This is a genomic window from Tamaricihabitans halophyticus, from assembly GCF_004340875.1.
Classification (GTDB): Bacteria; Actinomycetota; Actinomycetes; order Mycobacteriales; family Pseudonocardiaceae; genus Tamaricihabitans; species Tamaricihabitans halophyticus.
On sequence record NZ_SLXQ01000001.1, the window covers coordinates 1,309,463 to 1,331,035 of the forward strand.

General features: G+C 66.1%; 22 protein-coding genes and 1 pseudogene. 15 read left to right on the forward strand and 8 right to left on the reverse strand.

The genetic code is table 11. The annotated features are described in order from the left end of the window. Positions 1-34: 34 nt before the first annotated feature. Positions 35-571 carry an SCP2 sterol-binding domain-containing protein gene (locus tag EV191_RS06340; RefSeq protein WP_165912834.1) on the reverse strand — a complete coding sequence of 179 codons (537 nt, stop codon included), beginning with the start codon at positions 569-571 and terminating at the stop codon, positions 35-37. Between the two features lie 240 nt (positions 572-811). Here EV191_RS06340 and EV191_RS06345 point away from each other — a divergent pair, with 240 nt between their 5' ends. Then, complete coding sequence (locus EV191_RS06345; protein WP_132875814.1) at positions 812-1,477, forward strand: TetR/AcrR family transcriptional regulator; 666 nt, start codon at positions 812-814, stop codon at positions 1,475-1,477. Between the two features lie 26 nt (positions 1,478-1,503). Here the strand turns inward: EV191_RS06345 and EV191_RS06350 are convergent, their stop codons facing one another. Next, the gene (locus EV191_RS06350) at positions 1,504-4,257 is read right to left on the reverse strand and encodes an AfsR/SARP family transcriptional regulator (protein ID WP_165912835.1); all 2,754 of its coding nucleotides are present in this window, start codon (positions 4,255-4,257) and stop codon (positions 1,504-1,506) included. 255 nt (positions 4,258-4,512) lie between these two features. On the opposite strand from EV191_RS06350, the gene EV191_RS06355 reads away from it, so the two are divergent. Beyond that, positions 4,513-5,277 (forward strand): hypothetical protein, encoded by a 765-nt coding sequence (locus tag EV191_RS06355; protein WP_132875816.1) that lies wholly within the window; start codon positions 4,513-4,515, stop codon positions 5,275-5,277. Between the two features lie 35 nt (positions 5,278-5,312). Further along, the gene (locus tag EV191_RS06360; protein ID WP_132875817.1) at positions 5,313-5,723 is read left to right on the forward strand and encodes a hypothetical protein; all 411 of its coding nucleotides are present in this window, start codon (positions 5,313-5,315) and stop codon (positions 5,721-5,723) included. A 9-nt stretch (positions 5,724-5,732) separates the two neighbouring features. On the opposite strand, the gene EV191_RS06365 is transcribed toward EV191_RS06360, so the two are convergent. Together EV191_RS06365 and EV191_RS06370 are read right to left on the reverse strand one after the other, a co-directional pair. Continuing rightward, a complete protein-coding gene (locus EV191_RS06365; RefSeq protein ID WP_132875818.1) occupies positions 5,733-6,587 on the reverse strand; it encodes a MaoC family dehydratase in 855 nt (284 codons plus the stop codon). Between the two features lie 2 nt (positions 6,588-6,589). Beyond that, positions 6,590-7,927: a 3-oxoacyl-ACP reductase gene (locus EV191_RS06370; protein ID WP_132875819.1), complete on the reverse strand. Its 1,338-nt coding sequence runs from the start codon at positions 7,925-7,927 to the stop codon at positions 6,590-6,592. A 101-nt stretch (positions 7,928-8,028) separates the two neighbouring features. Between EV191_RS06370 and EV191_RS06375 the strand changes: the two genes are divergently transcribed. The 4 genes and pseudogenes from EV191_RS06375 (at position 8,029) to EV191_RS06390 (ending at position 11,742) form a co-directional block, all read left to right on the forward strand. After that, positions 8,029-9,309, forward strand: a complete 1,281-nt coding sequence (locus tag EV191_RS06375) for an acetyl-CoA C-acetyltransferase (RefSeq protein WP_132875820.1) — start codon at positions 8,029-8,031, stop codon at positions 9,307-9,309. 121 nt (positions 9,310-9,430) lie between these two features. Next, positions 9,431-10,428 (forward strand): annotated as a pseudogene (locus EV191_RS06380) (ATP-binding cassette domain-containing protein). Then, a complete protein-coding gene (locus tag EV191_RS06385) occupies positions 10,425-11,243 on the forward strand; it encodes an ABC transporter permease (protein WP_132875821.1) in 819 nt (272 codons plus the stop codon). Before EV191_RS06380 ends, EV191_RS06385 begins: the two are co-directional and overlap by 4 nt. Before the next feature lie 109 nt (positions 11,244-11,352). Continuing rightward, a complete protein-coding gene (locus EV191_RS06390) occupies positions 11,353-11,742 on the forward strand; it encodes a hypothetical protein (protein ID WP_132875822.1) in 390 nt (129 codons plus the stop codon). Between the two features lie 92 nt (positions 11,743-11,834). On the opposite strand, the gene EV191_RS06395 is transcribed toward EV191_RS06390, so the two are convergent. Continuing rightward, positions 11,835-12,341 (reverse strand): DoxX family protein, encoded by a 507-nt coding sequence (locus tag EV191_RS06395; protein ID WP_132875823.1) that lies wholly within the window; start codon positions 12,339-12,341, stop codon positions 11,835-11,837. Positions 12,342-12,504: 163 nt separating this feature from the next. Here EV191_RS06395 and EV191_RS06400 point away from each other — a divergent pair, with 163 nt between their 5' ends. The 3 genes from EV191_RS06400 (at position 12,505) to EV191_RS06405 (ending at position 15,317) form a co-directional block, all read left to right on the forward strand. Next, positions 12,505-13,698 (forward strand): ATP-binding protein, encoded by a 1,194-nt coding sequence (locus tag EV191_RS06400; RefSeq protein WP_132875824.1) that lies wholly within the window; start codon positions 12,505-12,507, stop codon positions 13,696-13,698. A gap of 212 nt (positions 13,699-13,910) precedes the next feature. After that, on the forward strand, positions 13,911-14,057 hold the full coding sequence (locus tag EV191_RS30020) for a hypothetical protein (RefSeq protein ID WP_165912836.1): 147 nt from the start codon (positions 13,911-13,913) through the stop codon (positions 14,055-14,057). A gap of 342 nt (positions 14,058-14,399) precedes the next feature. After that, the gene (locus EV191_RS06405; RefSeq protein WP_132875825.1) at positions 14,400-15,317 is read left to right on the forward strand and encodes a bifunctional helix-turn-helix transcriptional regulator/GNAT family N-acetyltransferase; all 918 of its coding nucleotides are present in this window, start codon (positions 14,400-14,402) and stop codon (positions 15,315-15,317) included. A 6-nt stretch (positions 15,318-15,323) separates the two neighbouring features. Here the strand turns inward: EV191_RS06405 and EV191_RS06410 are convergent, their stop codons facing one another. After that, entirely contained in the window at positions 15,324-15,911 is a 588-nt protein-coding gene (locus EV191_RS06410; protein ID WP_132875826.1) for a peroxidase-related enzyme, read from the reverse strand. A 65-nt stretch (positions 15,912-15,976) separates the two neighbouring features. On the opposite strand from EV191_RS06410, the gene EV191_RS06415 reads away from it, so the two are divergent. The 5 genes from EV191_RS06415 to EV191_RS06435 all read left to right on the forward strand — a co-directional run bounded on the left by EV191_RS06415 (position 15,977) and on the right by EV191_RS06435 (position 19,571). After that, positions 15,977-16,717 (forward strand): IclR family transcriptional regulator, encoded by a 741-nt coding sequence (locus tag EV191_RS06415; protein WP_132875827.1) that lies wholly within the window; start codon positions 15,977-15,979, stop codon positions 16,715-16,717. Positions 16,718-16,781: 64 nt separating this feature from the next. After that, the gene (locus tag EV191_RS06420) at positions 16,782-17,534 is read left to right on the forward strand and encodes a lipoate--protein ligase family protein (protein ID WP_243658771.1); all 753 of its coding nucleotides are present in this window, start codon (positions 16,782-16,784) and stop codon (positions 17,532-17,534) included. Between the two features lie 117 nt (positions 17,535-17,651). Then, complete coding sequence (locus EV191_RS06425; protein WP_132875828.1) at positions 17,652-18,017, forward strand: YciI family protein; 366 nt, start codon at positions 17,652-17,654, stop codon at positions 18,015-18,017. After that, complete coding sequence (locus EV191_RS06430; RefSeq protein WP_132875829.1) at positions 18,017-18,349, forward strand: YciI family protein; 333 nt, start codon at positions 18,017-18,019, stop codon at positions 18,347-18,349. Before EV191_RS06425 ends, EV191_RS06430 begins: the two co-directional genes overlap by 1 nt. Beyond that, complete coding sequence (locus EV191_RS06435) at positions 18,330-19,571, forward strand: RNA polymerase sigma factor (RefSeq protein WP_243658772.1); 1,242 nt, start codon at positions 18,330-18,332, stop codon at positions 19,569-19,571. Before EV191_RS06430 ends, EV191_RS06435 begins: the two co-directional genes overlap by 20 nt. A gap of 12 nt (positions 19,572-19,583) precedes the next feature. On the opposite strand, the gene mctP is transcribed toward EV191_RS06435, so the two are convergent. Together mctP and EV191_RS06445 are read right to left on the reverse strand one after the other, a co-directional pair. Beyond that, positions 19,584-21,245 (reverse strand): monocarboxylate uptake permease MctP, encoded by a 1,662-nt coding sequence (gene mctP / locus EV191_RS06440; RefSeq protein WP_132875830.1) that lies wholly within the window; start codon positions 21,243-21,245, stop codon positions 19,584-19,586. Next, positions 21,242-21,505 (reverse strand): DUF3311 domain-containing protein, encoded by a 264-nt coding sequence (locus tag EV191_RS06445; protein ID WP_132875831.1) that lies wholly within the window; start codon positions 21,503-21,505, stop codon positions 21,242-21,244. The genes mctP and EV191_RS06445 overlap by 4 nt, the downstream gene beginning before the upstream one ends. Between the last annotated feature and the right edge of the window lie 68 nt (positions 21,506-21,573).

Consider the following 21,573-nt stretch of genomic DNA (forward strand, 5'->3'; position numbering starts at 1 on the left):
GCTGGGTACGCACCGGCGTGCCCAGCCAGCCCCGCTACGCCTTCGGAATATCGAAGTAGCTGGTCAGCCTGGTGACAAGAGGGATATCGCCGTTGACCTTGATCCGGCCGCGCAGGAACATGACCGGTATCGACACGCTGCCGGTGGCGAGCTTGAGCAGGTCGGCGGCGGGCAGCGTGACGGTGGCCGCCGGTAGCCGATCCAGTTCCCTGCCGGTCAGGCAACTGCCGTTTTCGATCACTGTCTGGTAGCGCTCGTAAGCACCCTCGCCGATGGGAAACCGCCAGCACACGACGATCTCGGCGGCGCTGGCCCTGGCTGGGTTCACATGCATCGCCATCCGGCGAAACAACTCGTCGAGCATCAGCTCGCGCAGTTCCGGCACAGCCATCAGCTGATCGAGCTGGGCGCGGGATGCCCTGTCGATAATCGATACGACGGTTTCGGTGCGTAGCGCGCCGATCTCGATGCCGGTACCCGCCGTTCCGAGCATCCGCAGTACTTCGATCAACCGGACGAACTGCTCGGCGTCCAGCTTGTCCAGATCAATCGCATCGGCAAAAGCATCCAACGGGCTTTCGCGGCGCCCCGCTTGATTCGGGGCTTGATTCGGGCGCCCTCGTCGGCGCGGCAGTCGCGGCCGCGTCCTTGACCACCATGAGCGGCTCGGCATCGCAACCGTGACGGTACCAAGAGTACGGCGATCTGCGGGTATCGCCACGATCACGCATCGCGCGCCCGCTACCTCAGCTAGCCTACGAACCAGTAGATTACTTCTGTTTGGCCGGACCGGAGCGACAAGCGAGAGTTGATGGACGAGCAGGTGCAGCAAACCCGGAACCGTCGGTTGCCGAGGGAGGTACGGGAGCGCGAAATTCTCGCCGCCGCGATCCGCGTCTTCTCCGCGAATGGCTATCACAACGCGTCGATGGACGAGATTTCCAGCCTCGCTGGCGTCTCCAAGCCGATGATCTACTCCTACCTCGGCGCGAAAGAGGACCTCTTCACTATCTGTATCCGCCGCGAAGCGCACAAGCTGGTGGCCTCGATTGGCCGGGAGATCCCTACCGAAGCCGCGCCGGATATCCAGCTGTGGCACGGATTGCTCGGTGCGCTGCGGTTCATCGGGGAACACCGGGATTCCTGGCGGGTGCTGCACCGGCAGGCGCAGAGCCAGGGCCAGCCGTTCGTTGGCGAGATCGCGCAACTGCGTGAGCAGGCGATCGGACTGGTGGCCGGCCTGCTCACCGCGGCCGCCGAGCATCGGCAGCTGGACGGGGACGCCACCGAGGCCCTGCAAGCGCTGGCCGCGGCGCTGGTCGGGGCGACCGAGTCGATCGCCGACTGGTGGCTTGATCACCCGGAGACCAGCGCGCGCAAGCTCGCGTCCTGGCTGATGAACATGGTCTGGATGGGCTTCGGCGATCTGGTGCAGGGTTCGGTGTGGACCCCACCGCCGGCCAGTGACACCGCGTGACCGCGTTCTTCAAGGTCAGCGCGTGGCTAGGTGTCGAGCTTTTCGCGTAGTTCCGCGGTTCGGGCGCCGTCCAGGTCACCGAACCCGTTCAACGCCTGCCACCAGTAGTCCCGCGCGGTCGCGTTGTCCCCAACTGCCGCATGCGCGTCACCCAGCCGGGCGAGCATGCTCGCCGAGCGGAACCGTTCGCCCAGTTCAAGGCTGATCTCAAGGGCCCGCTGATACCAGTTGATGGCCTGTGTCGGCCGTCCCGAATCAAGGTGCAGATCCCCAAGGGTGCGGCAGGTGAACCGCTGGGCATCGCCAGTTCCTTCGGCGCGCTGCAGTTCGAGCGCCTGCCGCAGATGTTTGGCCGACTCATCGAAGCTGCGCAGGATCCGGTAGACATCACCGAGGTTGTTCAGACTGATGCTGGCCCCGGACGGATCGTTTGCCTCCTGGAACAACCCGAGCGCCCTGCGATAACACCGGATCGCCTCGGCGTAGCGGCCAAGGGTGTCATAGACGACGCCAAGGTTGTTGGCGTTCCACGCGGCACCGTGCTCATGGCCGATCTCGTCGAAGAGCTCCGCGGCGCGTTCGTGGCAGGCCACGGATTCCTCGTACTCGCGCAGTTCGTCGTAGGCGTTGCCGAGCCCACCAAGCAGGTAAGCCTGCCCGGCCCGGTCATCGGCGCGCTCGGCGAGTTCGAGCGCCGCGCGGTGCGTGCTCACCCAGCCGTCCCAGTAGTTGTCCAGGTAGAAGAACCCGACGAGCATCGTGCAGAGCTGCCAGGCCGGCGCATGCTGACCGTGCTGCACGGCCGCGCGCACGGCGGCGACCAGACTGTCGCGTTCGGCCGCATACCAGTTGAGCGCGCCGGTGCGGTCGGCGATCGTCGGCAGTTCCAGCCGAGTTGTCGCCGGCGTACAGGGCACCGCGAGCGAGTGCGGGTTGAAGGCGAGCCGGGCGGCGGCGAGGCTGTGCAGGTAATACTCGAGCAACCGCGTGATCGCCGCGGTGCGCTCCTCGGCGCTGTCGGTTTCGGCTACGAGTTCCGCGGCGTAGGCGCGGAGCAGATCGTGTGGCTGGTAGCGCCCCTGTGCGGTGCGGTCGAGCAGGTTCGCCGCCTGCAGCGAGCGCAGCGCCTGCCGAGTGGCCCGTACCGTACTGCCCGCAAGGGCGGCCAGGTCGAACACGTCGAAATCCTGGCCCGGGTGCAGCCCGCAGAGCCGGAAGATCCGCGCCGCCGCGGGCGCCAGCTGGTGATACGACCAGGAGAACACCGCGCGCACCGCGGTCTGTGGGTCACCGTCGACGTCCAGCATGTCCAGGCTGGTCTGTTCATCGGCGAGTTCGGCGACCAGTTCGGCAAGCTGGTTCGCCGGCTGGATATTGATCAGCTCGGCGGCGATCCGCAGCGCGAGGGGCAGCCGCGCGCAGCGTTGCACCACGACGCCGAGTATCGAACTGTCCTCGGTTAGCCGGTCCTCGGCCAACCGCCGCACCAGCCGCTCGGATTCCACTGTGGACAGTCGGGCTAGTTCGATCCGGCGCGCGCCGTCCCTCGCCACCAGACCGGTCATCGCGTCCCTGCTGGTTACCAGCACCACGCAGGCGGCAACCCCGGGCAGCAGCGGGCGCACCTGCTCGACGGTGCGCGCGTTGTCGAGCACCAACAGGATGCGCCGACCGGCGAGCGCGGTGCGCAATCGGCCAGCGAGCTCGGCGGCGTCCTGCGGGATGCTGCCGGTATCCACTCCGAGGCCGCGCAGGAATCCGGCAAGCACCTCGGTTGGCGGCACCGGTTGTTCCGGGCCATAGCCGCGCAGATCGACATAGAGCTGGCCATCCGGAAACCGTTCGCGCACCCGGTGCGCCCAGTGCACGGCGAGCGCCGTTTTGCCAACTCCCGCCGTACCGGTGAGTACCGCGATACCCGCACCATCCGTCTCGACCAGCTCGTCGAGTTCGACCAGTGCGGTATCCCTGCCAATGAAGCTCCGCACGTTATGCGGCAGCTGGGCGGGGCGCACCGGACGTGGCTCGGGTTCGGCCAGCTCGATCGGCTCGCCAGTGAGTACCTGCTGCTCGATCGCGCGCAGTTCCGGGCCAGGTTCGAGGCCCAACTCGTCGATGAGGTGGCGTCGCACGTCCCGGTAGACCCGTAGTGCTTCGGCTTGCCGGCCGCTGCCGTACAGCGCGGTCATCAGCTGCGCGTGCAGTTGTTCGCGCAGCGGGTTCTCCTTGGCGAGCTCGATGAGTTCGCCGATGATCGCGGTATGCCGGCCGCGCGAGAGTTCGACACGGTAGAGGTCTTCGCAGGCGGTCAGCCTGCGATTGGTCAGCCGTTCGGCCTCGTCGGCGAGCAGCGGGATATCGAGTCCTTCATACGGCCTGCCGTGCCATAACTCCAATGCCTTGCGGGAAAGCCGCGCGCACTCCTCGGGGGCTTGCCCGGCAAGCTCGGCGGCCTCATCGAGCAACGTTTCGAAGCGTTCGGCGTCCAACTCGCCCGGCCAGAGGCGAAGCTGGTAGCCCTGCGGTTCATGGTCGATCCGCGAAGCGGAGCCGAGCGCCTTACGTAGCCGGTGCACATGTACCTGGAGACGTTGGCTGGCCCGAGCACCGCTGCTTTCCCCCCAGATCGCCTCGACAAGCACGTCCACCGGCACCGGAGTGTTCGCCCTGGCCAGCAGTAGGCCGAGCAGGGTGCGCTGAATGCGGCCGTCCACCGTGGCGTGGGACGAGCCGTTTCGGATGCGCATGGTCCCGAGAACCTCGAACTCCACCGGCGTCACCCCCAAAGTCTTCGGTTAGGACCGGCGCTGCGCTTCCTTGGTTCCACCACTGGGCTGCCAGCCAGCGGTGAGCGTCCCGCTACAACGGAACACCGTGCACGCCACTGATGAAAGTGACACGAAAGTGCGGCGTGCCAACGTGTGGCTTCGGTTGGGGCAATTTTGGGGGAAATCATGGGTACCCGGGGCGGATATCAACAATTCAGTGACATATCAATGAAAAACGCCACAGCGGGCCGCGAGCCCGGGAACTTGGTGGCTGGGACGTTGTGCGCGCTGTTCGGGGGTGCGCTACTGCTCTGGGCAGCGCGCGGACCGGGCAACGACACATCAGGCGTGGCGCACCGGCTGTCCACGCAGCTACGGCTGCCGTCGGACGTATCCGGGCTTCCGCTCAGCCCGTTCGAGATGGCTTTCGCGCTGGCCGCGATCGTTGTCGGGTTGCTCGCCGTGCTCGGGCGACCAGCGGCTCGCGCCGGCGTACTGTTGCTGGCTTCGTTCCTACTGTTCACGAGCGGCCGGCTACTGATTGACCTGCTGCCCGAGGCGCGCCGGGCGAGCCTCGGCGACCTCACCGGTCTCGCGCTCGCCGTCGACCTCATCGGTCTGCTCGTGGCGGTGTTGCTGTTCGCCTTGCTGCTGCGGAGCGAGGAGAGCGGCGAGTCACGGTTGGCTAAGTCGTCCACCGCGGTGATCGTGACCGGCGCGATCGTGCTCGCCACCGGTTCGGCGCGCCTGCTGTGGTACCTGCTGCTCGCGGGCATACCTGGTCCGTCGGATGCCAATGTGCACCGCTTCGCCTTGCTTGTCGCGGTTCCGGTCGTTGGCCTGCTCGCGGTGCTGCGCCGCAGGGCAGCGCGCGGCACGGCCTACACCCTGACCGGGATGGTGCTGATCGTTGAGGTCGGTTCGGTGTTCAACCTGCCCGCACTGTTGAGCACACCGCTGGCCGTGACGCTGCTCATGCTACCCATACTGCCGTTGTTGGCACTGGTCATCGCGCTTGCGCGGGCGCGATGACCGAACTGGCGAAGGAATCCCAGGGAAGGGAATCGATGTCCCACAAAGTTCGCATCTGCTTTCGCGTCATCGCCGGTCTGCTACTCGGCTGGGCGCTGTATCTGTTCATGTCGCCGACCACGTTGACCTACTGGGACAGCGGTATCGAGATCTCCTGTCACTCGATCGCGCGCGCGGGCCTCGGCAGCGAGCGCTACCTGGATGAGCCGGACAGCCGGCACTACAGCTACAGCGAGGAAGCCGGCGAAGCCGAGCTCGACGAGGCAAGGCAGGCAAGCGGCGGCCCTGCGACGCAACCGTTCTGGGAGGTCACCGACCGGTTGGAGAATGACTGCAACCAGAAGCGCACGACCACGACGGCGCTGATGTCGCTCGCGCTCGCCCCTGCCGTGACGCTTGGCATCCTCGGATTCAGCGGCCGTTCCCGAGAACCGCAAGAACCCTGAAGAACGCGGTTACGAGCTGGTGATGGTGCCGGAAAGGTGCGGTTTGGGCTTACCCGCCGCCCATAGCTCGAAAGCCCAGCCCTCCGGCTGTCGCCAGGAGGTGAACGCCGCCTTGGCCGGCAACAGCACCGGCGCCTTGAACCGCACGTCCACGGTGTAGGCCTCGGGTAGCCGTCCTTCGAAAGCCGCAAGGCACCGCGCCTTTGTCCACATCCCGTGCGCGATCGCGCGTGGGAAACCGAACGCCCGCGCGGTCAGCGCATGCAGGTGGATCGGGTTGTGGTCGCCGGACACCCTCGCGTACTGCCTGCCGACATCCGCCGGAACCCGCCACATCGCACGCGCGGCCGGCGGCGCCAGCTGCTCCCTTGCCTCCTGCTCGCCGCTACCGCCACCCTTGCGCAAGTACGTGCTCACATCTGTCCACACCAGAGTATCCGCGACAAAAACCTGGCTGACCACATCGAATTGCGTGCCTTTGGCATGTGGGCGCGCGTGCTCCGCGTGCACGCGGATATCCAGCGGCTCGTCCGCACGCAGCTGCCGCGTCTGGGTTGTCCGGTTCGCCAGATGTACCGAACCTACGAGCGGGAACGGGAAATCATCGGCGGTCATCAGCTTGACCTGAAGCGGAAACGCCAGGATATGCGGATAGGTAGCCGGCAGCGCATCGCGCACGCCGAACCCGCACACCCGGTTATAGCCGGCCAGTCGCGCGTAGTCCACCCGCACACCGCGCTGAGAGTACACAGTGGACGGTAGTTCGCCCGTGCCGCGCTTGCGCAGCCCGGCCAACGCGGCCTTGCCGAACAGTGGCGCAAGGCTGGGCGTCGCGGTCAACTCGTGCACCGATGCCACCGACATAGTCACGCTCCCAAGAAAGCCTGGCCGCATACCCGCACGATATTGCCGTTCACCCCGGCCGAAGCCGGATTCGCGTACCAGGCGACGGCCTCGGCCACATCTACCGGCAGCCCGCCCTGGGCAAGGCTGCTCAGCCGCCGACCGACCTCGCGCGTCAACACCGGGATCTTCGCGGTCATTCTGGTCTCGATGAACCCGGGCGCGACCGCGTTGATCGTGCCACCCCGCTCGGCGAGTACCGGCGCGGCGGTGCGCACCATCCCGATCACGCCGGCCTTGCTCGTGCCGTAGTTGGTTTGCCCGAAGTTACCCGCGATCCCGGCGATCGAGGACACCCCGATAATCCGGCCGTTGTCGCGTAACACGCTCTCGGTCAACAGTTCCGCGTTGATCGCCAGCTGGCTGCGCAGGTTCACCCCGAGCACCGCGTCCCAGCGATCCGCGGACATCTTCGCCAGCGTCTTGTCCTTGGTGATCCCGGCGTTGTGCACCAGGATGTCCACGCCGCCGTACCGCTCGGTCAGGTACTCGCGCAACCGGGCGGGCGCGGCAGGATCGGTGATATCCAGCTGTAGCGTCGAACCGCCCACCTCGTTGGCGACCTTGACCAACCCGGCGCCCTGCGCGGGGATGTCCAGCGCGACAACCTGCGCCCCGTCCCTCCCGAGCACCCGCGCCATGGCCGCCCCGATGCCCTGCGAAGCACCGGTCACCACGGCGACCTTGCCGCCCAGTGGACGTGCCCAGTCGCTCGGCTCGACGGCGTTCCCGGCACCGATCCGGATCACCTGGCCAGCCACGAAAGCCGATTTCGCGGAAAGCAGGAAGCGCAGCGTCGAAGCCATATTGCCCTCTGCGCCAGGCGCCACGTACACCAGTTGTGCCGTGCCGCCGCGCCGGAGTTCCTTGCCAACCGACCGGGTGAATCCTTCGAGGGCGCGCTGCGCGATCGATTCCTCCGCCGTCGCACCGGACTCCGGCGGGCTACCGAGCACGAGCACCCGCCCGCACGGACCGAGCGAGCGGATCACCGGTTGGAAGAACTCACGCAGCTCGCCAAGTTCATCCGGACTGGTGATACCCGAGGCATCGAAAACCAGCGCGCCGTAGCGCTCCTCGGCAGCCGCGCTGTCCAGCACCGAGATCTCGGCCGCCCGCAGTACCTCGATCGCCGGAGCGCTCAGCCGGCCACCGGGCGCGGCGCCGACGAGTGCGGGACCATCGAGCGCGGGCTGTCCGGGTTGATATCGACGCAGGGTGGCCGGGTTCGGCAGGCCGAGCTTGTTGATCACGAACCGCCCCGGCCCGGAGGCCGCGAACGTCTGATACCGGTCGGTCATTGCGGGACCTTCCTTGTCGACACCAACCAGACAGCAATCCTACTCACGGGTAGGTTACTATGGCCAGCGTACCCAGTGAGCCTGCTCAGAAAGGGACAACCATGGCTGCGACCAGGCTGCGCCGAGTGGCCATCATCGGCGGCAATCGCATCCCGTTCGCCCGCTCCAACGGCGCCTACGCCACCGCGTCCAATCAGGACATGCTGACCGCCGCCCTGGACGGACTGGTAAGCAGGTTCAACCTGCAGGGCACCCGGATCGGCGAGGTATCCGCGGGGGCGGTGCTCAAACACAGCAGGGATTTCAACCTCGCCCGCGAGGCGGTACTGGGTAGCGCACTCGCGCCGGAAACGCCCGCCTTCGATATCCAGATGGCCTGTGGCACCGGACTTCAGGCGATCCTCGGCGTGGCAAACAAGATCGCGATCGGGCAGCTGGACTCCGCGATCGCCGGCGGGGTGGACACCACGAGCGATGCGCCGCTCGAGGTCAACGACCGGCTGCGCCGCTTGCTGATCAAACTGAACAGTGCACGCGGCATCGGGGAGCGGCTCAAGCTCGTGAGCAAGCTCCGTCCAGGGCACATCGTGCCGAACATCCCGCGTAATGCCGAACCGCGCACCGGCCTTTCGATGGGTGAGCATGCCGCGCTTACCGCCAAGCAGTGGGATATCGGCCGAACGGAGCAGGATGAGCTGGCCGCGGACAGCCATCGGAACCTGGCCGAGGCCTACCGGCAGAACTTCTTCGACGACCTGGTCACGCCGTTTCTCGGGCTGAGCAAGGACGACAACCTGCGCGCGGATTCCACCGCGGAGAAGCTTGCCAAGCTCAAGCCGGTTTTCGGCGGCGCACAGGGCACCATGACCGCGGGCAATTCGACCACGCTCACCGACGGTGCCGCCGTCGTACTGCTCGCTTCCGAGCAATGGGCGAAACGCCGCAAGCTGCCAGTACTGGCTTATCTGAGCATCGCCGAAACCGCCGCGGTGGATTACGTGCACGGCGAGGATGGCCTGTTGATGGCGCCGGTTTACGCGGTGCCCCGGCTACTCGAACGGGCCGGCCTCGGACTCGCCGATTTCGATTTCTACGAGATCCACGAAGCCTTCGCCTCGCAGGTGTTGTGCACCCTGCGCGCCTGGGCGGATCCGGACTTCGGCAAGGAGCGGCTCGGGCTGGATGGCGCGCTCGGCACTATCGAAAGGGACAAGCTCAACGTGCACGGTTCCTCGCTGGCTACCGGCCACCCCTTCGCCGCAACCGGTGGACGGATCGTCGCAACGCTGGCGAAACTCTTGCACCAGAAGGGATCCGGCCGGGGGCTGATTTCCATCTGCGCCGCCGGCGGGCAAGGAGTCACCGCGATCATCGAGCGCTGAATCTGTTCGTAATCGACCAGATACCCCGCGTCGCGCGGCGTTCTGCCCTGAGAAAACTGGGCGCTTCCTGTCGGCTCTTCGGAATATAGTTCCTTTCGGGACAACCGACAGGGGAGACGATATGCCTAAACCCGCTACGGACGTGGCGGTGCGCACCGAGGGATTAGTCAAGACCTACGGGACGACCCGCGCCCTGGACGGCGTTGATCTGGAAATACCCGCCGGCCAGGTGCTCGGCCTGCTCGGCCCGAACGGCGCGGGCAAGACCACAACCGTGCGCATCCTGACGACCCTGCTCCGCCCGGACTCCGGATCGGCATGGGTGGCAGGGCACGATGTGCTCGCCGAACCGGACGCGGTACGCAAATCGATCGGCCTTTCCGGACAGTACGCCGCGGTGGACGAGAACCTGACCGGTTTCGAGAACCTCTATATGGTTGGCCGGCTCTACGGCCTCAAGCGCCGGCCGCGCGCACCCGGTCCAAGGAACTCATCTCGCGGTTCCAACTGGACGATGCCGCCAACCGTCCGTCCAAAGGCTACTCGGGCGGGATGCGGCGCAGGCTGGACCTCGCCGGCGCACTCGTCGCGAAACCCGCCGTTGTCGTGCTGGACGAACCGACGACCGGGCTGGACCCGCGCGGCCGGTTGGACACCTGGCAGGTCATCGGCGATCTGGTCGCGGACGGCACGACCGTACTGCTCACCACGCAGTACCTGGAGGAAGCCGATCAGCTGGCGAACAACATCATGGTGATCGACAAGGGCAAGGTGATCGCCGAGGGCACGGCAGACCGGCTCAAATCCCAGGTCGGCGGGGAACGTCTGGAACTCGTGGTTTCCGAACCGGCCGAACTTGCCACGGCAAGCAGGGTGCTGTCTTATGTGGGCAGTGCGGAACCCACGGTGGACGAGCACACCAGGCGCGTCGAAGTGCTTGTGGACACCGGTCCGAAGGCGTTGATCGAGGCGCTGCGCATGCTGGATACCGAGAGCGTGACGGTGACCGACGTCGGTCTGCACCGACCAACCCTTGACGATGTGTTCCTCGCGCTGACCGGGCACATGGCCGAGGAATCGGATGCGGCCGGCGCGGACAAGCAGGGGACGAAGCAATGACCACGATTACCAAGGGCCTGTCCGACGGCGGGGTCGTCGCTTGGCGCAATCTGATGAACGTCCGGCGGAATCCGGACTGGCTGTTCTCCGCGACCGTGCAGCCGATCATGTTCGTGCTGCTGTTCGCCTATGTGTTCGGCAACGCGATCGGGGGCCCGGATGGCGGCCTGGAGTACCGCGAGTTCCTGATCGGCGGCATTTTCGCGCAGACCGTGGCGTTCAACTCCGCGTTCACGGTGATCGGGTTCGCCAACGACCTGCAGAAGGGCATCATCGACCGGTTCCGCTCGCTGCCGATGTCCCGGATGGCGGTGATCCTCGGGCGCACCACCTCGGATCTGCTGGTGAGCGTCATCGCGCTGCTGGTCATGACGATCTGCGGGCTCCTTGTTGGCTGGCGGATTCGCGGCAGCGTGCTGGACGCGGTGCTGGCTTACCTGGTGCTGCTGCTGTTCGCCTTCGCCATGTCCTGGATCGGCGCGCTGATTGGCCTTGTCGCGCGCAGCGTCGAGGTGGCGCAGAGCGCGGGGCTGATCTGGATGTTCCCGGTGAGCTTCGTGTCCTCGGCGTTCGTACCGCTCGAGTCGCTGCCCGGCTTCCTGCAAACGCTGGCGACCTGGAATCCGTTCACCGCGGTGGTGAACGCGGTGCGAGATCTGTTCGGCAACCAGTTCACCGGACGTGCCGGGGTTCCGGTGCAGTCCGGTTGGCCAGTGGACAACGCGACGCTGTACGCGATCCTGTGCTGTATCGCGATCATCGTCATCTTCGCGCCGCTGGCGGCAGCCCGCTACAAGAAGGTCGCCACCAAGTAGGTGACACGTCGCTCGCTGTTCGGTCGGGATGAAACCGCCGGGTAAGCGGTCCGAAAGCTCGGGCACCTAACTTTGCCACGCCACCGGATCGACCGAACAAGGAGCGACCATGCGCGGCAAAACCCGCAAAGTAGGTACCGCGGCAGTTCTCGCGGCTGGACTCATGCTGGCATTCGCGCCGGCGGCTGCTGCTGACGGGCCGACGCACAAATGCCACTACCACCCTTCGGAAGACGTCCGCGGCTGGGGATGTTTCCAGCCGCACGGCGATCACATCTTCGTCGAGGACACCGCATGGGAGGGATACGGCGTTCAGGTGTACTGGGAAACCAACTACGGCAGGTCCGATGTTTGTCGCGACGTGAACGGCACGTCAGACGGCATCAAGGACTGCAACTACAACATGAAAGAGGGCAAGAAACTCAAGTTCAAGGTGCAACTGACCAACAACGGTTCGGTATGGACCGAATCAGGCTGGTCACCCTGGTACACCATCTAGAACCCCGACGGCCTCGCTAACCTTGAAGAGCGCGGTTACACGCAGTCACCGCAAGATGCCTAAAGATTGCGGTCTGGCCGCGGTTACGGGGTTCAGGTTCGTGCCGCGCGGCGGGCTTTCCGGGAGGTCTTCTGTACCTTCTTGCTCGCCTTGTCCGTCGCGCGGCGAGCTCGCCAGCCAACCGACGGCTTGCCTTCGGTGTCCGCCGCGGCCAGCAGCAAACCACCGCACATACTGGCGTTCTTGAAGAAGTGCACGAGCTGCGTGCTGCGTTCCGACTCGTCCGAGTACTCCCAGAAGGCGTGCGTCGCAAGCGTGGTCGGCACCAGGTTCGCGGCCAGCACCAGCGCGGACAGCCGAGGAAACTTCCCGGCAGCCAACGCCGACCCGGCGACGACCTTGACCGCTGCGTCCAGCCGCACCAGGGTCTGCGCATCGGTGGGGACCTGCGCCGGCAGGCTGTCCGCGCGGCTGCCGATGGTCTTGTCCAGGAACGGCTTCGCCGCCTGCGTCGGGCCAGAAGGATCACGAAGCGTCTGAACCCCGCTGGCCACGAAGATCGCGGCCATCAACGGGCGGGCCAACCTGCGCAGCAACACCTTCGCCGCCTTCCTCCTGCACGATGCGAACGTTTCCCCACCCACCCTACGACGCTCCGCGCAATACCGCCGGCGAGCCAACCGGCCCACTCGCGACGACACGCGCTAGGCAAGTATGGGCGAATATCGGATCAACACTAGATTGCCCGATACTCTGCGAGACGTGGACCCGGTGCGCAATCCGTTCGCCCCCGGAGCTGGCCAGCGGCCACCCGAACTCGCCGGGCGGGAACGCGAGCTACAGGCCTTCGAAGTAGTGCTGGAACGCGTCGCGCGCGGCCGGCCGGAACGCAGCCTGGTACTCACCGGCCTGCGTGGCGTCGGCAAAACCGTGCTGCTCGGCGAGCTGCGCTCGATGGCCATCCGGCGCGGCTGGGGCACCGGCAAGATCGAAGCCCGGCCGGACGCGGACCTGCGCCGCCCGCTGTCCGCCGCGCTGCATCGCGCGGTGCGCGATCTCGCGGTCCGACACCGCGCGCCGGATCAGGTGGAACAGGTCCTCGGCGTGCTCAAGGCCTTCGCGCTGCGCGCCAACGCGGACAACGCTCGGCTGCGCGACCGCTGGCAGCCCGGTATCGATGCGCCTGCCGCACAGGGCCGAGCCGATTCCGGCGATATCGAGATCGACCTCGTCGAACTGTTCACCGACGTCGCCGAACTCGCCAAGGACGTCGGCACCGGGGTGGCCCTGCTGATCGACGAGATGCAGGACGTCGAGCCGGACGACATATCCGCGCTCTGCGCGGCCTGCCACGAGCTCTCCCAGTCGGGCGCACCGCTGGTCGTGGTCGGCGCCGGGTTGCCGCACCTGCCAGCCGTGCTTTCCGCAAGCAAGTCGTACTCCGAGCGACTGTTCCGCTACGCCCGGATCGACCGGCTGGACCGCACGGACGCGGACCTGGCGGTAGGCGCGCCGGTCGGCCGCGAGGAAGTCGGCATCACCGAAGCGGCGATGGACGCGCTGTACGAGCAGTCCGGCGGCTATCCGTATTTCATCCAGGCCTACGGCAAGGCCGCATGGGACGCCGCGCCCAAGGATCCGATCACCGACGAGGACGTCCGGGTAGCCGCCCCGGAGGCCGAAGCGGAGCTGGCAGTCGGTTTCTTCGGTGCCCGCTACGAACGTGCGACGCCCGCGGAGCGCGAATATCTCCGCTCGATGGCCGAGCTCACCGCCGGCAGGGACGACGGGGTACAAACCGCGGATGTCGCCGTGTACCTGAGCCGCAAACCGTCCTCGCTGTCCCCGGCCCGGGACAGCTTGATCAAGAAAGGCCTGGTGTACTCCGGCGAGCGCGGCCAGATCGCCTTCACCGTGCCGCATTTCGGACATTTCCTCCGCACTCGCGGCGAATAGGCACCGCTAGCGCTCTATTTCCTTCTATAGAAGTTTCGCTATAGAAGGCTAGGCGGTCGCATACTTCGCAAGAAGTGCCATCTGCCGAAGATTGTCCTGCGAGTGTCCACCATCACCGGATAATCGAGTGAAGTACGCCCTCGTGCCAGGCATAATGAATGTGTAGCCACACAGAGCGCACGAAACGAACCCGAAAGGACACCAGAGCTCACATGAACCTCACCGCAAAGCTCCGCGCCCGCCGTGCCGAGGCCCGTACGCGCAAGGCGGTGACGCACGCGATCGAGACCGCCGGCTCCGCGACCATGCGCCAGGAACTCAGCGCGATCGCGCAGGCCAGGAACATCACCATCCGCTAGATCACACCAGCTGGGCCGCGGTGAAGACCCGCCCGCGGCCCGCCGTCATCCCCCATCCGAGATGTGACCCAAGACACATTTCGACGACGTGTAACGCATGACGGAGCGGTGTCGATACTCCAGATGACTCCGTGATGCTGGCGGACCCCCGACCTGGCAGCATCACGGAGTTTCCAATGTTCTGAGCATGAACATCCTGAGTTTGAAAGATCATGGGGCAGTTGTTCCCCCGACGAGACTGCCCTTCAAGCCGGCCCGAACACGGGCCGGCTTTTTTATGTGCGTGCGCCCGCCCACATGAGCTATTCTTTGACTAAGTCAACGAAACAGTTGGGATAGTCAATGAACCAGCTGGATGAGCGAGTGGCCGTGCTTCGCGCCTTCAACCGGCGATACACCCGCACCATTGGCCTACTGGATGACCAGGTCTACGTCGGGTACCCGCTGCCCGAAGCCAGGGTGTTGTTCGAACTGGGCCAACAACAAGACACCGAGGTCAGCGCCCTGCGCACCGAGCTGAACATGGACGCCGGACAGCTCAGCCGACTACTCGGCAAGCTGGCCGACCGCGGGCTACTGACCAAACGGCCCTGCCCGCAGGACGCCCGTAAGCAGTGGGTTCGGCTCACCGAGCAGGGCAAGCAAGCGTTTGCCGAACTGGACCATCGTGCCGCTGAACAGCTCGGTGTCTTTCTCGGCCAGCTCACCGAACCAGCACAACATCGGCTGGTGGCGGCGCTCGGCGTGGTCGACGAGGTGTTGCACGAACCACCCAATGGACCGGTCGTCATCCGGGCACCCCGACCTGGCGATCTTGGCTGGGTGGTGCAGCGGCACGGGCAACGCTATGCCGCCGAGTACGGCTGGAACGCCGAGTTCGAGGCGCTGGTCGCCCGGATCGTGGCCGACTACGCGAACGGGCGTGACCAGAGCGGGGAAGCCGCTTGGATCGCCGAACTGGCCGGTGAGCCGGTTGGCTGCGTGTTCTGCGCACGTGAATCGGCGGATACCGCGAAACTGCGGCTACTGCTGGTCGAGCCGGCCGCACGGGGGCACGGGATCGGCGGGCTACTCGTCAACGAGTGCATCGAGTTCGCCAGGTCCGCCGGGTATCAGACCCTGGAGTTGTGGACGAACGATGTGCTCGGGGCGGCGCGGCGGATCTACCAGCGCGCCGGCTTCGAGCTGGTCTCCAGCGAGCCGCACCACAGCTTCGGCCACGACCTGGTCGGCGAGTACTGGCGCCGCACCCTCAGGTAGACAACACTACGTTGACCCTGCGCCGCCGGTGCGGCCGAGCAGGTAGAACTCTGGGTTTGGCCGCAGTCCGGCGAAGTGCGCCAGCCTGTTGGACATCGCGAACAGTGCGGTGATCGCGCCGACGTCCCAGATCTCCTCCTCGGTCAGCTCGGCCTGACGTGCCGCTGCCAGGTCAGCTTCGCCGAACAACTCCGGCTTGCGGGTCAACGCGAGCGCGAGATCCACGATCGCGCGCTGCCGTGTGTCCAGTTCCGCACCCCACGGATTGCTGGCTACGTTGTCCGCCAGCTCGCTGTCCTTCGACCGGATCCGCAGGATCGCGCCATGTGCAACGAAGCAATACGTGCAGTGATTGGCGCCCGAGGTGGCCACCACGACGAGTTCGCGTTCCGCTTTGGACAGGCCAGTCGGTCGTTCCAGCAACGCATCGTGGTAGTCCAGGAAGGCGCGTAGCTCGGCTGGACGGTGCCCAAGCGCGCGGAAGACATTCGGCACGAACCCGGATTTCTCCGCTATCGCACCGACTCGCTCGCGCAGATCCGCGGGGAGTTCGTCCAGCTCAACCGTGTCGAATCGGCTCACATCATCGGCCATACCTCGGACATTAGCGCGCGGCTATCCTGGTTGTCCTGCATGATCCTGCGGAAGAGGTGGCCCCGGTGACCAGTGAACCGACGCTGATCAGCTCGGTCCGGCGCGCGTTGCGCCTGCTGGAAACGGTTGGGGCGCAGGAGCGTCCGGTCTCGGCGAAACAGCTCGCCAGGCAGACTGGGCTACGCCTGCCAACCACGTATCACCTGCTGCGCACCCTGGTACACGAAGGCTATCTGCGCAAATTGGACGATGGTTATGTACTGGGTGATTCCGTGGATCTGCTCGGCCACCCGCCGCGCAACCAGCTGCTGCTGAACCGCATCCGGCCAATCCTCACCGCGCTGCGCGATGAACTGGGCGCGGCCGCCTATGTGTCGATATTCGACGATGGCGAGATCCGGATTCTGGATATCGTAGACAGCGCAAGCGCACCACGAGTCGACCTGTGGGTTGGTTGCACGGAGGCCGGCCACGCCACCGCGCTCGGCAAATGCGTGCTCAGGGAACTGCCGGATCACCAGTTGCGCGATTACCTTGCCCGCCATCCGCTGGTTGATCTCACCCCGCGTACCGCGACCAAACCACAGGAGCTGCGCCGCCGGCTCGCGGCCGGCCCGATCATGCTGGACCGGGAGGAGTACTCGCTGGGCACGGCCTGTGCCGCGGTGCCGATCTACGATGGCGCCCGGCCGGGATCGCTCAGCGTTTCGGTACCGGTCGGCAAGTTGGACCGGCTAGAGCGGGGCGGGCAGCGATTGCTCGCGGCGAGCGAGCAGATCAATCGCGCGATGTCACTCACCATCTGAAAAAACCTGAATTGCCTTCGCGCGGCAGAGCGAGAACGCTGGGGGCGGAGCATACCGGGAGGGGATGTCCGCAGTGTTCAGCGTCGTGGCGGCCCAAGACGATTCGGCCCGGCACGACTCGGCGTGGCGCAACCTCGCCTTCGACGAAGCACTGCTGCGAGCCAAACCGCAATCGCCGGTGTTGTGGCTATGGCGCAATCCCCAGTGCGTCGTACTCGGCAGGGGACAACGAGCCGAGCGCGAGGTGGATTTCTCGGCATGTTCGGCAGATGGTGTCCCCGTGCTGCGCAGGGGCAGTGGCGGCGGCACCGTCTACCACGACCGGGGCAATCTGAACATCACGCTGGTGCAGCCAGGCGCCGTCGAACCACTGGAACTGCTCGGCACGGCCCTTTCCACCCTGGTCAGCGAGCTCGGGCTGAGCCCACGGTTGACCAAAAGGGGACTGTTCATCGGTGCGGACAAGCTCTGCGGGTTCGCCGCGCTGCGCACCAAGGAGGGCGTACTCGCGCATTCCACGCTGCTCGTGTCGAGTAATCCCGAGCTGGTCACCCGTTACCTGACGCCGACTCCCGAACAGGCACATCCGCTCGACTCCGAACGCAGCCCGGTGACCACGCTCGCCGCGCACGGGATCGGTGGCTATCCGGACAACCTGGTCATCGATGCGATGAGCAGGGAGCTGGGCACGGCGATCCACCGCGGACCGAACGAGGCCGAGCTCGCGCAGGAACAGCTACTGATGCACAGCCGCTACGGCTTCAGCCCATGGCATCTTTCCGGCCGGGCGCGGCAGCTGACCGCCGCACCCAGCTGACCTGGCAAAACCCGCGCTATGCGAGACGGCGCGAAAAATTTCTGGATCGAGTGTCGATTCGCCGATGCGCCGTTCGTCTAGGCAGCGATGAACAGACCAACCAACAAGGGAGGACCAATGGCTAACTATGTGGGCTTCCTCCGTGGCGGGGACGCGGCTTACGCGAAGATCAGCCCCACGGAGGCGCAACGCGCACTGGAACGTTATCTGGCATGGGACGCCGAGCTGGCCGCCGCGGGCAACCCGGTTGGCGGCGGCGGGCTGTCCCGCAGCGCCGGCCGGGTGCTGGGCACCAGGGTCTCCGGCAGTGCGGGCGCGATCACCGATGGGCCGTACACCGAGGGCTCGGAGGTCGTCGGTGGCGTCCTGACGATCGAGGCGGCCGACCTGGACGAAGCGGAGAAGATCTTCAGCACGCATCCGCATCTTGACTTTGGGATCATCGAGGTGCGCAAGCTCGGCGAGCAGGGGTGTGAAGACTGATGGCGAAGTACATGGGCCTGGCAAGGGACGCCCACGACTGGTCCGCGATGAGCGAGGACGAGCTGGGCGAGGTGATGCAGCAGTACGTCAAGTGGAGCGAAGAGCTGCAGGCCACCGGCAAGGCCATCGCGGGTGGCCAGCTGGGCGACGAGGTCAAAGTGCTCCGGGGCGGGATGGCTGCCACGGACGGCCCCTACGCGGAGTCCTCCGAGCTGCTCGGCGGGGTCGCGATTATCGAAGCGGACAGCCTCGCCGAGGCGGTCGAGGTGTTCAGCACGCACCCGAATCTGGCCTTCGGCAGCATCGAAGTTCGTGAGTACATCGAGCTCTGAACCAGACGCGGACCGCGTGGTGGCGAATCTGTTCCGGCACAGTGCCGGGCAGATCACCGCCACGCTGGTCCGCGTGCTCGGCCCGGATCGCCTCGAGCTGGCCGAAGAAGCGGTCTCCGAGGCCATGCTGCGGGCCCTCCGGGTCTGGCCGGATGAAGGCGTCCCGGACAATCCGCGCGGCTGGCTGTTTCGCACCGCACGGAACAGGGCGATCGACGAGTTGCGGCGCGAGGAGTCGCTCCGCGGCAAACTCGTCCTGCTCGACGAACCGGGCACGACCGAGCAGACTGGGGACGACGCCGAGCTGGCGCTGATCTTCCTGTGCTGCCACCCCGGTCTGCCGCAGGTATCCCAGGTCGCGCTGACGCTCAAAACCGTTGGCGGCCTCGGCGTCGAGGAGATCGCCGCGGCGTTGCTCAGCAATCCGTCCACAGTGGCGCAACGACTGGTACGCGCGAAACGCTGGCTGCGCGCGGATGCGGTACGGATCGAAGTCCCGCCGCCGGACGAACTTCCGGCCAGAGTGGACAGTGTGCTTGCGGTGCTCTACCTGCTGTTCAACGCCGGCTATGACGCCACTACCGGGGAGAACGCGATCCGGCACGAGCTGTGCGGCGAGGCGATCCGGTTGTGTTCGCTGGTGCTCGCCGATCGGCGCACCGACCTGCCTCGGGCGCGGGCGCTGCTTGCGTTGATGCAGCTGCAGGCGAGCAGGCTGCCGGCGCGGCTGAACGGCTCGGGCGATCCGTTGCTGCTCGCCGAGCAGGATCGGTCCAAATGGGATCAAGCGCTGATCGCCTCGGGCGCGCGGAATCTGGCCGGCGCCGCGCAGGGCTCCGAACTCTCGCCGTACCACGTGGAGGCGGCCATCGCGGTCTGCCATGCCAGCGCGCGAGATGAGCAGAGCACCGACTGGCTGCGGATCGTCTCGCTCTACGATCAGCTGCTCGCGCTGCGCCCGTCCCCGGTCGTCGAGCTGAACCGGGGTATCGCGCTGGCCATGGCGGACGGGCCGCAGGCAGGCATCGCAATACTCGAAGGCCTGGCGAACCGCGGCGAGCTAGCCAACTACGTGCTGCTGCCTTCCGCACTCGGCGCACTGCGGCTACGCGCGGATGATCCAGCTCGCGCCGCCGTGCACTACCGCGAAGCGCTCGAGCTGCCGTGCTCGGAGCCCACGCGCAGGTTCCTGGCCAACCAGCTCGCCAAGTGCACCCGGTAACCGATCTTTCGGTCAGTGCTTGGCGGCGATCGCGCGGAGGTCCTCGTCGCCCTCGTCCGCGTGGTAGTCGGAACCGGTGGTCACGTCCTGGCCAGCCGGCACCTTCATCGCCCGCACGATCAGCGTGACGATGACCGCGATCAGCAGGTTCGCCACCAGTGCGACGAATCCCGGGTAGACCATCGTTTCCTCACCAGCGAATGGCCGCCAGCCGAAAATGGACAGCTGGTCGAGGGCGAGCGCGGAACCACCGAAATGCTCCTTGCCGGTCGCCGGGTTCGGGATGCTGTACAGCATCGCGATACCCCAGAAGATGCCGACCGCCCAGCCGGCGATCAGCCCGATCCGGTGGAACCACCTGGTGTAAAGCGAAAGCGCGACGGCGGGCAGGGTCTGCAGGATCAGCACTCCACCGATCAGTTGCAGGTCAATGGAGAACTGCGGATCGATGAACAGGATGAACGCCACCGCGCCGAACTTCACCACGAGCGAGGCCAGTTTCGCCTGTTTCGCTTCCTGTGCCGGGGTGGCATCCCGTTTCAGGTACTCCTTGTACACATTGCGCGTCCACAGGTTCGCCGCCGCGATGGACATCACCGCGGCCGGCACCAGCGCGCCGATGCCGATCGCGGCGAAGGCGATACCGGCAAACCAGGAGGGGAACTCCTGGCCGAACAGCACCGGCACCACGGTATTCGAGTCCGGCCGGCCAGTCGCCGCGTTGGTGATCGGCTCGATTCCCGCGGACAGCGCGACGAAACCAAGCAGCGCGAGCAGTCCAAGTAGGAAGGAATATGCCGGCAGCGCCGCCATATTGCGCTTGATCACCTTGCGCCCGCGCGCCGCGAAGATCGCGGTGAGCGCGTGCGGGTAGAGGAACAGCGCGAGCGCGGAGCCAAGTGCCAGCGTGGCGTACTGCAGCTGGCTGGGTTCGGCGAGCACCAGCGAACCAGAAGGCTTACCCGTTGCCGGGTTGGTCTGGCTGAGCGCTTCCGCGGCGTCGCCGAAGATCGCTTCCCAGCCGCCGAGTTTGCTCGGCAGGTAGAACACCGCGGCGAAGATCACGATGTAGATGAGCACGTCCTTGACGAACGCGATCAGCGCCGGCGCGCGTAGCCCGGACTGGTAGGTGTAGAGCGCCAGGATCACGAAGGCCACCAGCAGCGGCAGATGTCCGAGGATCCCGGAACCGTTCAGCCCCATGGTGCGCAGCACGGCTTCCAGCCCGACCAGCTGCAACGCGATGTACGGCATGGTGGCGACCAACCCGGTGATCGCGATCGCCAGTGCGAGGGTGGGCGAGCCGAACCGACCGCGAACGTAATCCGCCGAGGTGACAAACCCGTGCATGCGGGAAACCGACCAGAGGCGCAGCGCCGGCAGCAGCACGATTGGGTAGGCGATCACCGCATACGGCATCGCGAAGAAGCCCATCGCGCCAGCACCGAAGATCAGCGCGGGCACCGCCACGAAGGTATAGGCGGTGTAGAGGTCGCCGCCAAGCAGGAACCAGGTGATCCAGGCGCCGAACTTGCGCCCGCCGAGCCCCCACTCGTCGAGGTGATCAAGGGTGTGCCCGGCCTTCCATCGCGCAGCGACAAAGCCGAGCACGGTGACCAGCAGGAACAGCGCCGTGAAGATGGCCAGCTCGGTCCACTGTAGTCCCGAGGTCATGCATCACGCTCCGATTCCGTACTACCGCGCCGGTTGCCGGCACGATCATCCCTGGTCATCCGGTAAACGATCACTACACAGGTCACGCCGACGAACACCCAGGCAAGCTGGGCCCAGTAGAAGAACGGGATACCGAACAGCTTCGGTTCGATCCGGTTGAACAGTGGTGGGTACAGGGTCAGCAGTGGAACAAGCAGGAGCAGGTTCCACGCGTTCCACCGCAGCCCCGTCGGCCGGTTCGAACTAGATGGCGAAGCCATATCCGTTGCCTCTCGCGAGCTGTCCAGCAGGGTGCGCGCACCGCGCCTGGCGAATGTTAGAGCGACAC

Coding starts and splice junctions, on each gene's coding strand:
- EV191_RS30020 (WP_165912836.1), top strand. CDS start 13,911: ATGAACCTCACCGCAAAGCTCCGCGCCCGCCGTGCCGAGGCCCGTACG.
- EV191_RS06420 (WP_243658771.1), top strand. CDS start 16,782: ATGTCCGCAGTGTTCAGCGTCGTGGCGGCCCAAGACGATTCGGCCCGG.
- EV191_RS06365 (WP_132875818.1), bottom strand. CDS start 6,587: ATGTCGGTGGCATCGGTGCACGAGTTGACCGCGACGCCCAGCCTTGCG.
- EV191_RS06375 (WP_132875820.1), top strand. CDS start 8,029: ATGGCTGCGACCAGGCTGCGCCGAGTGGCCATCATCGGCGGCAATCGC.
- EV191_RS06430 (WP_132875829.1), top strand. CDS start 18,017: ATGGCGAAGTACATGGGCCTGGCAAGGGACGCCCACGACTGGTCCGCG.
- EV191_RS06385 (WP_132875821.1), top strand. CDS start 10,425: ATGACCACGATTACCAAGGGCCTGTCCGACGGCGGGGTCGTCGCTTGG.
- EV191_RS06370 (WP_132875819.1), bottom strand. CDS start 7,927: ATGACCGACCGGTATCAGACGTTCGCGGCCTCCGGGCCGGGGCGGTTC.
- EV191_RS06425 (WP_132875828.1), top strand. CDS start 17,652: ATGGCTAACTATGTGGGCTTCCTCCGTGGCGGGGACGCGGCTTACGCG.
- EV191_RS06445 (WP_132875831.1), bottom strand. CDS start 21,505: ATGGCTTCGCCATCTAGTTCGAACCGGCCGACGGGGCTGCGGTGGAAC.
- EV191_RS06360 (WP_132875817.1), top strand. CDS start 5,313: ATGTCCCACAAAGTTCGCATCTGCTTTCGCGTCATCGCCGGTCTGCTA.
- EV191_RS06390 (WP_132875822.1), top strand. CDS start 11,353: ATGCGCGGCAAAACCCGCAAAGTAGGTACCGCGGCAGTTCTCGCGGCT.
- EV191_RS06345 (WP_132875814.1), top strand. CDS start 812: ATGGACGAGCAGGTGCAGCAAACCCGGAACCGTCGGTTGCCGAGGGAG.
- EV191_RS06405 (WP_132875825.1), top strand. CDS start 14,400: ATGAACCAGCTGGATGAGCGAGTGGCCGTGCTTCGCGCCTTCAACCGG.
- mctP (WP_132875830.1), bottom strand. CDS start 21,245: ATGACCTCGGGACTACAGTGGACCGAGCTGGCCATCTTCACGGCGCTG.
- EV191_RS06410 (WP_132875826.1), bottom strand. CDS start 15,911: ATGGCCGATGATGTGAGCCGATTCGACACGGTTGAGCTGGACGAACTC.